This is a genomic window from Embleya sp. NPDC056575, assembly GCF_042793325.1.
Classification (GTDB): Bacteria; Actinomycetota; Actinomycetes; order Streptomycetales; family Streptomycetaceae; genus Embleya.
Genome location: NZ_JBHTVA010000003.1, coordinates 127255 through 141187 on the forward strand (window position 1 = coordinate 127255; position 13933 = coordinate 141187).

11 protein-coding genes are annotated in these 13933 nt (G+C 72.0%); 2 read left to right on the forward strand and 9 right to left on the reverse strand.

Annotated features, from left to right (window positions below):
- Positions 1–775: 775 nt before the first annotated feature.
- A complete protein-coding gene (locus ACFRCG_RS03080; RefSeq protein ID WP_380028159.1) occupies positions 776–1843 on the reverse strand; it encodes a hypothetical protein in 1068 nt (355 codons plus the stop codon).
- Between the two features lie 328 nt (positions 1844–2171).
- The gene (locus ACFRCG_RS03085; RefSeq protein WP_380028160.1) at positions 2172–2888 is read right to left on the reverse strand and encodes a response regulator transcription factor; all 717 of its coding nucleotides are present in this window, start codon (positions 2886–2888) and stop codon (positions 2172–2174) included.
- Positions 2889–3231: 343 nt separating this feature from the next.
- Between ACFRCG_RS03085 and ACFRCG_RS03090 the strand changes: the two genes are divergently transcribed.
- Positions 3232–3453 (forward strand): hypothetical protein, encoded by a 222-nt coding sequence (locus ACFRCG_RS03090; protein ID WP_380028163.1) that lies wholly within the window; start codon positions 3232–3234, stop codon positions 3451–3453.
- A gap of 95 nt (positions 3454–3548) precedes the next feature.
- On the opposite strand, the gene ACFRCG_RS03095 is transcribed toward ACFRCG_RS03090, so the two are convergent.
- From ACFRCG_RS03095 to ACFRCG_RS03125, 7 genes are all read right to left on the reverse strand, one after another.
- Positions 3549–4982, reverse strand: coding sequence for a sensor histidine kinase (locus ACFRCG_RS03095; protein WP_380028438.1), 1434 nt, complete (start codon positions 4980–4982; stop codon positions 3549–3551).
- Positions 4979–5590, reverse strand: a complete 612-nt coding sequence (locus tag ACFRCG_RS03100) for a phosphatase PAP2 family protein (protein ID WP_380028165.1) — start codon at positions 5588–5590, stop codon at positions 4979–4981. The genes ACFRCG_RS03095 and ACFRCG_RS03100 overlap by 4 nt, the downstream gene beginning before the upstream one ends.
- Entirely contained in the window at positions 5587–6267 is a 681-nt protein-coding gene (locus ACFRCG_RS03105; RefSeq protein WP_380028168.1) for a DedA family protein, read from the reverse strand. The genes ACFRCG_RS03100 and ACFRCG_RS03105 overlap by 4 nt, the downstream gene beginning before the upstream one ends.
- Before the next feature lie 222 nt (positions 6268–6489).
- Positions 6490–8163 carry an ABC transporter ATP-binding protein gene (locus tag ACFRCG_RS03110; RefSeq protein WP_380028170.1) on the reverse strand — a complete coding sequence of 558 codons (1674 nt, stop codon included), beginning with the start codon at positions 8161–8163 and terminating at the stop codon, positions 6490–6492.
- Positions 8160–9020 carry an ABC transporter permease gene (locus tag ACFRCG_RS03115; protein WP_380028172.1) on the reverse strand — a complete coding sequence of 287 codons (861 nt, stop codon included), beginning with the start codon at positions 9018–9020 and terminating at the stop codon, positions 8160–8162. The genes ACFRCG_RS03110 and ACFRCG_RS03115 overlap by 4 nt, the downstream gene beginning before the upstream one ends.
- Positions 9017–10015, reverse strand: a complete 999-nt coding sequence (locus ACFRCG_RS03120; RefSeq protein WP_380028174.1) for an ABC transporter permease — start codon at positions 10013–10015, stop codon at positions 9017–9019. The genes ACFRCG_RS03115 and ACFRCG_RS03120 overlap by 4 nt, the downstream gene beginning before the upstream one ends.
- Positions 10003–11547: an ABC transporter substrate-binding protein gene (locus ACFRCG_RS03125; RefSeq protein WP_380028176.1), complete on the reverse strand. Its 1545-nt coding sequence runs from the start codon at positions 11545–11547 to the stop codon at positions 10003–10005. Before ACFRCG_RS03125 ends, ACFRCG_RS03120 begins: the two co-directional genes overlap by 13 nt.
- 185 nt (positions 11548–11732) lie before the next feature.
- On the opposite strand from ACFRCG_RS03125, the gene ACFRCG_RS03130 reads away from it, so the two are divergent.
- Complete coding sequence (locus ACFRCG_RS03130; protein WP_380028178.1) at positions 11733–13178, forward strand: MATE family efflux transporter; 1446 nt, start codon at positions 11733–11735, stop codon at positions 13176–13178.
- Positions 13179–13933: the final 755 nt, after the last annotated feature.

Consider the following 13933-nt stretch of genomic DNA (forward strand, 5'->3'; position numbering starts at 1 on the left):
ACACAGCCACCCCCCCCCCCCCCCTCCCGGGTGTCTGGCCCCACTATTCCTGGTCGTTGGGCGGCCCACCCCCCCCCCCCCCCCCGGCCGGAAGATACGTCGGGGATGCCGACGACAGCCCAGCTGCGCGCGGCCGAGAACCCCGGCGGGCGACCAGTTCCAGCGGACCGAAGTCGTGCCCGTGCTTCGGGACCGATCGCACGTCGGCAAAGGGCCCTCGCGGCGGGCACCTACGAGGGGGGAGCGTCCCGGCGCGGTTCGAGCAGCGCGTCGTGTGGCCGATCGGCCCGGGCCTGTTGGAGTTCGGCGGGGGTGACTTCGTGAGGATGTCCTGACGTATGGCGACCCAGGCCGGGCCGTGGCGCTGCCACCACACCTCGTCGGACTCCAACGGCGGTCGTGGCGCTTGCAGCGCTGGGAGGCGGGCAGGCGACCCATGCCCAGTCGGTGCAGGATGCGCCGGACACCGGATTTGCTGATGGTGACGTCGTGGTATCGCTCGAGGTACATCGCGATCCTCGCGGGCCCTCTGTGCCCCTCGGCCTGGTAGCGGCGGCACCAGCCGTAGTACGCCTGCCTGCCGATCTCGAAGTACCGGCCGGACATCGCGACGTTCCCGGTGACTTGCTCGACGTGGCGTTCGACTGCCAAACGCCGCTTGGCCTCACAGTCGAGCGGTGGGGCGGCGGCGGACTTCGGCATGTGGATCTCCCCGGTAGCGGGAGACCCACATGTCAACGATGATCGTCGGTTTTATATGCGCGGCCGGACGTGCTCAGCCCGCGGGGTGGTGATCCACGGACGCCGTCCAGGTCGGGGGGCGCGTGCGATCTCGACGCAGCAGGCGGATCTTGACGCCGACGATCAGGTACACGATCACATTGGCGGCCAGGCTGTACAGCCCGAAGAACCGGTACTCGGCGAAGATGAACACCTGGGTCACCAGCATGCTCACCAGCAGCGACGCGGCGACCAGGCGATAGGCCAGCAGGCGGTTCCACAGGAACACCCCCACTCCGGCGGCGGCCAGGGTCAGCGAGACCACCGAGGAGACGGCGGGCAGGATCGAGTCGAGCGCGTCGTAGCCCAATGCCGCGCGATCGATGCCCAGCGATTCCAGGATCAGCACGCCGACGCCCGATTGGAGCCCGAGGGCGACCACGATCACCAGCCACAACCACGTGTGCGCCTCGATGCCCTCGCGGATCCGGGTCACCCGGCGCTCGATCAGCCGGGACAGGCCCGCGACGCGTGAGACGTGTAGGGGACAGGCCTCGATCAGCCCCATGACGGCGAAGTGTTCGGGGGTGCCTGCCTGATCGCGCAGCGCCTCCCGGGCCCGCTCCCGCTGCGGCGCGGTCAGGCCCCGGCGCAGGTGGGTGGCGGCGGCCACGGCGGCGTTGACCAGGCGGTCGTCCGGGCTCATGCGCTCGACCGGCAACAACAACTGCACCAGCACGAGCAGCGCCACGAAGGTCACGTACATGATGGCCACGGCCGGTTTGTAGAAGTAGCCGCCGGTGCGGCCGACCAGCTTGCCGATCTCGTCGATGAACAGGCCGAAGCCCACGCCGCCGACGACGGAGGTGACATCGTGCAGACGCGGCCCGATCAGGGTGAGTTGCAGGACCATCGCGAGCAACATCAGCAGCCCGCCCCACACCGCGTGCGCGATGTGCAGGTGGTTGACGCCGACCTTGGGATAGCCGGACTCGGACAACGCCAGGCGCGTGAGCAACACCGTCACCACGGCCGCCAGAACCAGCGTCTGCACATGCCGAACACCCGCCGCTGCCCTGCTCAGACCCCATACGGCGACCCGCGTACGCGCCGCTGACGTCATGTCCCGAAGCGTAGGCGCGCATCTGCCCCGCACCCCTTCACGCCCCACGTCCCGGCGTGTCGCCCCGCCACGATTGCGCTTGTCGGGTGACGATGTCATGGTCGGCCGTGGACACAGGGCGCTCTTTGCGAGGACTTCCGACCGTGCGCGCTCGGCCGCGGCTTGACGTCCTCGCCCGAGCCGGCGAGCCACAGTGTTGGCACCCGGTCGAACAACGCCGCGAAGACCACTTCGAGTTCGAGGCGGACCACGTTCCGGCCGAGGCACTCTCGCGTACGGGTGGCGCGGCGCCGATGCCTTCGGTGACGATCGCGGCCGTCATTGCGATTCAGTCGGTAACGATCAGCCGGTATCCGACTCCGCGCACGGTCTCGATCATGGGCCGGCCGTGCGCGCCCGACGGTTCGGTCGTACCCGTGTCCGTGTCGCGGCCTTCGCGGCCGATCTTGCGTCTGAGGTAGCCGATGTAGACCTCGACCACGTTCGCGGGTCCTTCGTAGTGCGCGTCCCACACGTTCGCCAGGATCTCCGTCTTCGACACCGAGTCGCCGGCCCGCCGCATCAGGAACTCCAGCAGCGCGAACTCCCGCGGAGTGAGCCGTACTTCCACGCCGTCGAGGACGACCCGGCGACGTGCGGGGTCCAGGGCCAGGCCGCCGACTTCGAGCACGGCGGGTCGCACCGGGGCTCCCCGGCGCACCAGCGCGCGCAGGCGCGCGATGAGGATCACGAAGCTGAACGGCTTGGTGAGGTAGTCGTCCGCCCCCAGGTCGAACGCGTCCGCCTGGTCGTATTCGCCGTCCTTCGCGGTCAGCATCAACACCGGGGTCCACACGCCCGCCTCGCGCAGCCGTTCACACACCCGATAGCCGCTCATGCCCGGCAGCATGATGTCGAGCACGATCACGTCGTAGGTGTTCTCGGTCGCGGCCCACAGACCGTCCGTCCCGGTGTGCACCACCTCGACGTTGAAGCCGGCGTCGACCAATCCCAGCCGCACGGTCTCCGCCAACCGCACCTCGTCCTCCACCAACAGCACCCGCACCCGAAACCTCCACCGCCCGCGCACCGGCCGCCGAAACCGCCGACCGTGCAGCCAGCACATCACCCCGAACCCAAGAAGACGCTGAGACACGACAACGCCGGGCGATGCCGGCCGCATCGCGCCCGGCACACGCGGCGGCGGAGGCGGGCGCGGGCGTACGAAGGGGGGCGGGTCGGGGTCGGATGTCCTCCCGGGGCTCTCCCCTTCTCAGCACATTCTCAGCCGGCGGGTGGTTGGCTGCCGGTGAGGGTGGCCCGACCGGGCCGGCGTTGTGTGGTGCCGGGGGAGGGAAAAGGCAGTGATCACCCGTTCCAGTTCCCTGCGTGGTCGGCGTGGATGGCGGATGCGAGTCATCGCGACGACGGTTTTGGCCGCGGCTGTGGTGGCCATTTTGATGTTGCCGCCGATTGCGGCCCAGGAGCGGAATCCGCGCCCCTGCACCACCGGGGCCGACGCTGTGCAAGCACCGCACGCGCTGCACGTGGCCGTCGAACACGCGGACAACCTGCTCGACAAGCTCCGGCACAAGCACGATGTGCACCCCATGCCGATGAACACCTGCTGACCGGAAACCGGACTCGCCAAAGGCTCCGCGGACTCAGGGCGCGGTGCGGATTTCACCGGCCCGGCCCGCATCGACCGTCGCCCACCCTCGGCGTATCAGCGGCCGGTGGCCTCGTCACCCGCATCCAACGGCAGGACCACCCGGAACAGCGCCCCGCCCCGCGCCGAGGCGAACACCTCCACCGTCCCCCCATGCGCGGTGACCACCTCGCGCGTGATCGCCAACCCCAATCCGGTGCCGCCCGAATCGCGGCGCCGGCTCTCGTCCAGTCGTACGAACCGCTCGAACACCCGCTCCCGCTCCTCGACCGGAATGCCGGGCCCGTCGTCGATCACCTCGACGACCGCGTTGCCGTCGACTTCGCGCAGGGTGAACCGCACGCTCCCCTCGGCGTGCGTGGCGGCGTTGTCGGCGAGGTTGCGCAGCACTCGACCGAGTCGATGGGCGTCGCCGCGCATCCGTACCGGAGTGATCTCCGCCGACACGGCCAGGCCGGGATGCCGGGCGGCGAGCCGGTGCCGCTCGGCATCGACCAGGTCGTCCAGATCCACGTCGGCGAAGCGCGGTCGCAGTTCGCGTTCGTCGGCGCGGGCGAGCAGGATCAGGTCGTCGACCAGGCGGTCCAGGCGTGCGGTCTCCGCGGTCAGCAGCTCGACCATGGCCGTGTCCCGGTCCGCGAGCGGGCGCGTGCCCAGCACCTCCAGGCCCGTGCGCAGCGTGGTCAGCGGGCTGCGCAACTCGTGCCCGGCGTCCGCGACGAACCGACGCCGCGCGTCGACCTGTTTCTCCAAACGGTCGAGCATCTCGTTCATCGTCTCGGCGAGCCGGGCCACCTCGTCCCGCGCCTCGGGCACCGGGACCCGATCGCCGAGGCGGGCCGCGCCGATGCCGGCCACCTTGCGCCGGATCGCCTCCACCGGTCCGAGCGATCGCCCCACGAAGGCGTACGTGGCGCCGGCGACCACGACCACCAGCACCGGATATCCGATGATCAACAGCGCGGCGGCGTCCTCGACACTGTCCCGGATCGGCTCCAGGGACTCACCGACCACCACGGTGTACGTGCCGTCCGTCAGGCCCACGCCGATCGCGGCCACCCGGTATCGGTCCTCGTGGCCGATGATCCCGCGCCGGCCCTCGCTCAGCAGCCGGCCCGCCGCGGGCCGGGCGGCCGACATCGGCGGCCGTCCCTTCAGCGCGCCCGACCACGCGAGCACCGTGCCGTCCGGACGCAGCACCTGGACCAGCGCCGACCCACCTCGCTCGGTGGGGAACTCGCCTTCCGGTACGCCGGTGCGGGCCAGGTCGGCGGCGACCGTCCGGGCCTGCCGGGCCGCGTCGGCGTCGATCGTGCGTTCCAGGGACCTCCGGTAGAGCAGGACGAACGCGGCGATCGCCACGGCCAGGACCAGTGCCACCACCACCGCGGCGGCCAGTGCCGACCGGGTGCGCACGCCCGCGTGCCGCCGGTACCACCCACGGACCCGCGCCCACCGGCTCGCCAACGCGGTGCGGCCGCGCTCGATCATCGCCCCGCGGCGACCCACGGACGCATCCGCGAGTCCCGCATCCGCTCCACCAAGGGCGCGGCCCGACCCGCCGCAAGGGTCAGCGGCCACGCCAACAGCACCCCGACCAGGAGACCGACGAGCGCGTCGTGCGGATAGTGCACGCCCACCCACACCCGGGAGGCCGCCATCGCAAGCGCCGCGACCGCCGCGAGGATGCCCAGGGCACGGTTCAGCAGCCAGATCACGGTCGCCGCCGCGGCCGCGATCACCGCGTGGTTGCTCGGGAACGACCAGTCGCCGGGAGCCGGGCAGCTCTCGACGGTGAACGAGTTCGCCATGCTTTGGCAGGGCCGCTGCTCGTGGACCAGGCTCTTGAGTCCGGTGTCCAGCGCGTACACCAGGGACACCACCAGCGGCGCGCACAGCGCCCGCGCCATCCGCACCGTGTCCTGCCCGCGTGCCGACCACCACGCGAGCACCATCAGCGCCGCGAAGACGACCAGGCCGTACGCGGTCCAGTCGTCGATCACCCGGTTGACGAAATCCGGCGTGTGCCGGGCCCATTCGGTCACCCGCGTGTACAGCCCGCCGTCGACGGACGAGCCGGAGAGGGCCCACGCGGTCATGATTCCTCCCCATGTGCGGCGTGCCGAGGTGCGGTGCGCGGCTTCCGTCGTCGCGCCTTGAGCAGTTCGAGAGCGATGGGCGTCAGCGACACCAGGACGACCAGCGCCACGATCGGCAGCAGGTAGGTGTCCACGTTGGGTACCGACGAACCCAGGCCGTAGCCCGCCAGGACCAGTCCGATCGCCCAGACCGCCCCGCCGAGGGTCTGCCACAGCGTGAAGGTGCGCACCGGCATCTCCAGGACGCCGGCGAGCGGGTTCAGCACGGTGCGCACGATCGGTACGAAGCGGGCCAACACCACCGCCTTGGCGTGTCCGTACCGGGCCAGCAACTCCTCGGCTCGCCGCACACCCTCGTGCAGCCTCTTGTTCTTGTACCGGGCGAGCAGCGCGCGTCCGCCGCGCCGACCCAGGACGTACCCGACCTGCGCGCCGATCAGGGCGCCGGCCACGGCGGCGAGCAGGACCTGCCACAGCGTCAGGTGGACCCCGGAGGAACTCGACACACACAGCAGACCGGCGGTGAACAGCAACGAGTCGCCGGGAAGGAAGAAGCCGATCAGCAGACCGGTCTCCGCGAACAACACCACGGCGATTCCGATCGCCCCGAACGCGGACAACAACGAACTCGCGTCCAGGACGTTCACGGCCAGGTCGGACACGGCCGACGGTGCCATAGTGATCCCTCCGATATTTCGCGGTCCGGTTGTCGGTTCGACCACGTATCGCGGGAACGACGACGCACCGGTGCTCTGTCCCCGAAACCATCGCGGATCACGCCTGAGAGAACGCTGAGAGCAAGGGGACCGGGCGACGCGGCGCGGGTCGGCGTGGGGATCGCCCCGGCGACCCGGTCGCAGGGGGGCGCGTGTCCGCTTCGGCGTGCGCCGCCTGGCCGGTCAGGGCGCCCGGAGGACCCCCGTGTCCTGGGACGGGAGGGTCGCGCTGTCGCCGCGGGACGTGAGTCGGCCGTCGGTGAGGACGTGCACCGTCTCGGTGTAGTCGGCGGCCAAGTGGTGGTCGTGGGTGACCAGGGCGAGGGCCGTGCCGCGTTCGGCGCACACGGTGCGCAGGAGATCCATGATCGCGGTGGCGGTGTCGGGGTCGAGGGCGCTGGTGATCTCGTCGCACAGCAGGTAGTCGGGGTCGACGGCCAGCGCCCGTGCGATGGCGACGCGCTGGCGTTGGCCGCCGGAGAGTTCGGCGGGGTAGCGGTCGGTGAAGGCGGCGGGCAGGCCGACGAGTTCGAGCAGTTCGACGGCACGTGTGGTGCGCGGGCCGCGGGTGAGTCGGGTGTGCAGTGCCAGTGGGCGGGTGAGGGCGGCCCCGACGGTGCGGCTCGGGTTGAGGGTGGCGAGCGGGTTCTGCGGGACGAGTTGGATGCGGCGTTGCCGGTCGCGTCCTCGGCGGCGCACCGCAGGACGCAGGGGCGCGCCGTCCAGGGTGAGGGTGCCGGAGTCGGGCAGCGCGAGTCCGGCGAGCACCCGCAGCAGCGTGGTCTTCCCGGATCCGGACGGGCCGACGATCGACACCGCGGTGCCCGCCGGCAGCGTGAGGTCCACGCCGTCCAGCGCCGGGCGGCGACCGCGCCCGGTGCCGAAGGCGACGGTGACCCCGTGGGCGGCGAGTCCGTGTTGCGCGGGCACCGCCGCGGCGATGGACCCGATGGGCGGGCGCACGTGGAGGGTGGCGATCCGGGGTGCGGTGCGCTCGCCGGGCGCGATCGGCTCCGCCGGCATCCGGGTCCGCACCCGTGTTGGGTCGGCGAGGGAGCGCGCCGCCTTACCGGCCGCACCGAGTGTGCCCGGTGTGCCGGCTGTGATGAGGGCGATGGTGTCGTCGGCGCACGCCCCGACCAGTTCCGGATCGTGGCAGGCCATCAGCACGGCGAGTCCGCGGGTGTCGGCGAGGTGGCGCAGGAGTCGGGCGATCTCGTCGCGCAGCGCGGGGTCGAGTCCGGCGGTGGGTTCGTCGAGCAGCAGGAGTCGGGGGTTGCGGGCCAGGGCGCGGGCGAGTGCGACGCGGCGCTGCTGGCCGCCGGACAGGGCGCCGGGTCGGCGGTCGGGCAGGCCGTCCTCGAGTGGCAGGCGGCATTCGGTGAGGAGGGCTTCGACGGCCTGCCGGGTCGGGTCGTGGGCGGTCTCGGCGACGAGGCGGCGCACGGTCATGCGGGGGTTGAGCGCGGAGCCGGGATCCTGGCCGACGTAGGCGAGTTCGGTGCGGCGCAGGCGGGTCAGTGCGGCGCGGTCCAGCCGCAGCACGTCGTGGCCGAGGACGTGTGCGGTGCCGTCCGCTCTCGCGCCGGGCGGCAGTTCACCGAGCAGGGCTTTGAGGAGGGTGGTCTTTCCGGAGCCGGACGCGCCGGTGAGCGCGGTGACGCGCCCCGCGTGCACGGTCGCGTAGATCGGGTGCAGCAGGCGCGGGCCGTGGCGGAGACGGATGCCGAGTCCGGCGAGGTCGACGGCCACCGTGTCGGGGACGTCGGCGCGCACCGCATCGCGGGAGATGTCCGGCCGGTTGTCGTGGCCGATGCCGTCGTCGGGCGTCGTGCCGATGGGGGTTCGCGGGTTCATGCCGTCGTCACCGCCTGGGTGCGGGGGGCCGGTGCCGAGGCGGCGAGGTTGACGGTGATCGCCAGGAGGGCGATGGCGGCGCCGGGGGCCAGGACGGCCCACGGGTTGAGCAGGATGCCGGGGGCGTTCTCGCGGATCATCAGTGCCCAGTCGGCTTCGGGTGGCTGTGGGCCGATCTGCAGGAACGCGGCCGTGGAGATGATGTAGACGGCTTCCACGAAGCGCAGTCCGAACAGGGCCGTCACGGTGCCGCGGAGGTTCGGCAGGAGCTCGCGCACGGTGATCGAGAGGCTGGACTCGCCGCGCATCAGGGCGGCTTCGACGTACCCGGCGTCGGCGAGCGGAGCCGCTGCCGCGGCGACCACGCGAACGGCGAACGGGACGCCCAGGACGATGGCGGCGGTGATCACGGCCCAGCGTCCGCCGTCCGGCCAGGCCAGGGCGACGAGCATGATGCCCAACACGGACGGCAGGAGGATGGCGACGTCGGCGGTGCGTTCGAGAACGCGGCCCGCGCGTGGGCGCAGCACCGCGAGGCAGCCGAGCAGGGCCGCGGTCGCGGTGACGGCGGCGCCGATGAGGAAGGCGCAGCCGATCAACTCGCCTCCGCCGTGCAGGAGTCGGGACCACACGTCGCGGCCGAGTTGGTCGCCGCCGAGGAGGGCGCCGTCGCCGGCCGTGGCGTAGGTGGCGGTCACCGGGGCGTCGATGGAGTGTGGCGCGAGCCAGGGCCCGGCGAGAGCCGCGCCCAGGAAGAGCGCGGCCGGGAGGAGGAGGGGCAGCACGCGGCGCGCGAGCCGGCGCCGGCCGGGGCGGGTGGGCGCCGGCGCGGCGGTGTCGCTGGAGGTGGTGGTCATCGGCCGGCTCCCGCGGTCTTGGCGCGGACGAGGTCGGCGGCGAGGAGGACGACGGTGATCGCGGCGCCCGAGAGGGCGACGGATCCGGCGATCAGGGCGGTGTCGCGGCCGGCGACCGCGCCGGCCAGGACGGTGCCGATGCCCGGGTAGTTGAAGAGGGTCTCCACCACGACGGCGCCGCCGAGGAGCATGCCCGTCGAGGTGGCGACGCCGGTGGCGATGACGGGGAGCGCGCCGGGCAGCGCGTGGCGCAGCAGGACGCGGGTGGTGGACAGGCCGTCCAGGCGGGCGGCTTCGACGTGAGGTGTGCCGGCCTGGTCGGCGAGGGCACCACGCACGATGCGGGTGTTCCAGCCCGCCTGTGGGATGGCGAGGGCGAGCACCGGCATGATCATCATGGTCCATTCGGCGGGTTCGCCGGACGCGTCGGCGACGGTGACCGCGGGCAGCCAGCCGGTCCACAGGGACAGGACCAGGATCAGGCCGGTGGCCAGGACGAAGTCGGGGACGGCGAACGCGGTCGTGGCGGTGTGGCCGATCACGCGGTCGGTGCGCCCGCCGGGTCGCGCGGCGGCCAGGCAGCCGAGCGCCAGGGAGGCGGCGACCGTGAGGACGAACGCCGCCCCCGCCAGGGCGAGGGTGTTGGGGAACGGGTCGCGCAGCAGGTCGGCGACCTTCTCGCCGCGCGCGGAGGTGCCCAGGTCGCCGGTGGGCAGTGCGGTCATCCAGTCCGTGAAGCGCTCCCACAACGGCCGGTCCAGGCCGAGGTGTTCGCGCCGGGCGGCAAGGTCGGCGGCGCTGTCGCCGCGCTCCGCGGTGGCGGTGGCCGCGTCGCCGGGGAGGATCTCGACGGCGGCGAACACGACCGCCAACAGCGCGGCCAACACCAGGGCGCGGCGCAGCAGGACGGCGCCCACGCGCAGTGCGGCCCGCCCCGCGCGCCGCACCGGGTCGGTGGCCCCGGCCGCCGCTGCGCCCGGGGTCAGCGCAGCCACGTGCTCTGCAACTGGACGCGGCCGTACCCGGCCAGGGTGGGCAGACCTTGGACCTTGGCGGCGGCGACGTCGATGCCGTCGGCCATGCCCCACAGCAGGTAGCCGGAGCGCTCGTGCTGGATCTTCTGCACCTCGACGAGCGCGGCGGCGCGGCCGGCCTCGTCGGCGGCGCCGACCGCTCGGCGGTAGGCGTCGTCGAAGGCCGGGTCGGCGAACTGGGCCTCGTTCTGGCCGGCGTCGCCGACCATGAGCTTGGAGCCGAGGAAGAGCACCGAGTCGTTGGTGCCCCAGTACGTCGTGTAGAGAGTGCCCTTCTGCCAGGTTTCGTCCCAGAACTTGCCGGACTCCTGCTTGACGACGTTGATCCTGATGCCGGCTTCGCGGGCGTGGTTGGCGAACAGCGTGGCGGATTCGGCGAGTCCGGCGATGTCCTCGGTGGTGATCAGGTCGTACGTCCTGCCCAGGTCGAAGCCGGCCTCGGCGAGGAGTTGCCCGGCGCGGGCCAGGTTGCGAGTGCGCTGGGGGACGTCGCGGGCGTAGCGCGGGTCGCCGGTGCCCATGATGTCGTTGGCGACGGTGCCGTAGCCGGACAGGACCTGCTTGACCATGGCGTCGCGGTCGACGACCAGGCGCAGGGCCTCGCGTACGCGGGGATCGGCGAACGGGCCGTCCTTGGCGCGCATGACGATCGGCATGGCCATGTCGTCGGCGCGGCGCACCACGCGCAGGTCCTTGCGGGTCTCGGCGATGCGCGCGGCCACCGGGCCGACGTTGGAGGCCAGGTCGATCTGGCCGGCGAGGATCGCGTTGGACATCGCCTGCGCGGTCTCGAACATGGTGATCTCGACGGCGTCGAGGAACACTTCGCCGCCGTACCACTTCTCGTTGCGGACCAGGCGGGCGTTGCCGTTGCGGTACCAGTCGAGCTTGAACGGGCCGGTGCCGGGCGCCTTGTCCAGCGCCCCGTCCGGGGTGTCCTTCTTGAGGACGAAGCTGCTCAGCCGGGTCAGCAGCGGCAGTTCGGCATTGGGGTAGTCGGACACCAGGACCACGGTGGTGTCCCCGTCGGCGGTGATGTTGTCCGCCTGGATGCCCGGGAGGCGCGAGGCACCCGACTTGGTGTTGCGCAGGCGGCGCAGCGACCAGACGACGTCGGCCGCGGTGACCGGACTGCCGTCGTGGAAGAGGGCGCCGGGTGCGATCTTGAAGCGCCAGGTCTTCAGGTCCGGGGTGGACTCCCACGACGCGGCCAGGCGGGGCGCGGTGTTCGGCTTGCCCGCGGGCACCGTCAGCGTGTCGAACACGAGGGACAGGACCAGGTAGTCGCTCTCGTTGCTCTGCGTGCCGTGCGGGTCTCGGGTGATCGCCCTGGCCCGGCCCAGCGCGCCGACGCGGAGCGTGCCGCCCTTCTTCGGGGTGCCGCCCGTGGTCTGCGGCGCGGGGGTGTCGCCGCCCCGGGACGAGCATCCGACGAGGGTGGCGGCCCCGATCCCTCCGCCGGATATCAGCAGTTGGCGCCTGTTCACGTACACGGTGCGTCCTCGTTCCCGAACCACAACCACGAATGGATTAGGTGTGCCTACCCTAATTCAGGTGGCTCGCGCAAGATCACCGACGGTGGCGCGCGGTCCTCCCGGCCCTTGCCCGACCCCGCTCCGACGGTGTGGAACCCGGCTGCTACGGTGCCCTGCCCGACCCCGAGGAGCCGCTGCGCACGATGTCCACGACCTTCCTCCGCGACGGCCGCGCCCTGGCGGTGCTCGCCGTCCCGCTGATCCTCACCCAGCTCGCCCAGGTCGCGCTGACCACGACCGACACCGTGATGATGGGCCTGCTCGGTACCGAGGAACTCGCTGCGGGCGGACTGGCGATCGTCGTGTTCAACCAGGTGCGCACCATGGGCGTGGGCCTGGTGACCGCCGTCGGCAACCAGGTCGCCGCAGCCGCCGCACGTGCCGAACGCGCCGCCGACGAGGCGGCGACGACCGCGCCGGGAACCGCGAACACGGGGATCGCCGAGCCGGGGACGACGGCGAACACCGCGCGCGAGGAAGTACGCGGCGTCGTGCGTGCCGCCATGGTGGTCGCCACCGGTGCCGGCCTCGTGGGCGCGGTACTGATGCTCGCGGTCGGCCAGGCGCTGCCCCTGCTCGGCCAGGACCACGAGGTCGCCCGCCGCGCGCGGCACATGCTCGCCGCCCTCGCCCCCGGCCTGCTGCCGTGCCTGTGGTTCCAGGTCGTGCGCCAGTTCACGGTCGGCATGCGCCGTCCCCAGGCGCTCCTGCACATCACGGTCGCCTCCGTCGCCGTCAACGCGGGACTGAACTGGGCCCTCGTTCACGGCACATGGATCCTGCCGGAGGCAGGGCTGGTCGGGATCGGCGCCGCCACGTCGACGGTTTACCTGCTGACATTCCTCGCGCTGTACACCGTCGCCCGCCGCGACCGCGAACTCGCCCCGCTGTTGGCCCTCGATCCCGCCAAGGCGGACCGCGCCACCGTGCGCCGTCTGGTCGCACTGGGCATGCCGATCGCCGCGACATACGGCTCCGAGGCCGGGTTCTTCTTCGTCACGGCACTGATGGCCGGATCGTTCGGCCCCGCCGCTCTCGCCGCCCACACCGCGGTCAACCAACTCGTGTACATCGTCTTCCAGGTCGCCGTCGGACTCTCCCACGCCGCGTCGATCAACGTCAGCCGCGAGATCGCTCTCGACGACCACGCCCGAGCCCGCCGTCTGATGCGTACCGCGCTCGGCTGCGCGGCCTGTGTCATGGCCGCGGTCGCCGCCGTGTACCTGGCGGTGCCGCGCCTGGTCCTCGCCCCGTTCCTCGACTCCACATCGGAGGACGCCCTGACGATCGCCACCCGCCTGCTGATCGTCGCCGCCGTCCTGCAGTTCTTCGACTGCGCGCAGAACATCGGCGTCGGACTCCTGCGCGGCCTCGACGACACCCGAACCGGCTTCCGCGTCACGCTCGTCGGCTACTGGGCGATCGGACTGCCGGCGTCGTGCCTGTTCGCGTTCGGGTTCGGCGGACACACCCTCGGCCTGTGGCTCGGCCTGCTCACCGGTCTCGCCGCCACCGCGGCGCTGCTCCTGCGCGCGTTCACCACCACCCTCGCCCGCCGCGCCGCCGGCCCGACCGTCGCCCCGGCCTGACCGGCCCGCCGCGGCCTCGCCTCGAATCCCGCCGCGGGCAGGTGGTGTGAGCACCTGCGAACACGGCGAATTCGTGGTCGGCGATTGTTCTTCTCAACGCGGGATCTTCAAGGCCCTCGGGATGACACCCAAGCAGACCATCGCGATAGTGCCGACCTCGGTATCCGTCACCGGGCTGATCGGGGTCCCGCTCGGGGTCGCGGTGGAGAAGCCGACGCTGACACAGCGAGCCGGATCCGGATCCGTCGAAGGGCAGGCCGCCGCCGGGGAACAAGGACGGTCAGGTCCCGGAGCTGCGTCCGATTCGGCAAGGCCAAGAAGGCTTCACCAGCCGAACGCCGCAGCGTGTTGATCCGTGTGTGACAGGACGCGCGCCTTCCCCAAGGGGCGAAGTTCCGTACCAGGTGGAGGAGTTCGTACGCCGGGCGGCGGAATTCCCGGAGGACACCGTGCCGGTGTACGGCTCGGAGCGGACGGCCGAGAGCCACCGGAGTGTTGTCCGTCGGGCTGTGCGGGACGCGTTACGACGGTCCGGCGGCTCGGGCTCTGGCCGAGGAAGCGATGCGGAACGAGACGGTGTCGAGGAACAATCCGGCGGCAGGCCGATCAGGAGTGAGTCCGCACCACCGTAGAAGTACCGGCCTTTGTGCCGCAGGGCTCTCCTCGTCTCGGGGGCACGAACTGCCAGGGAACCCGGCCGGCGCGTTGGACCGGCAACCTCCGCACCGTCCCCCGGATGAGCTCACCCCTCGCAC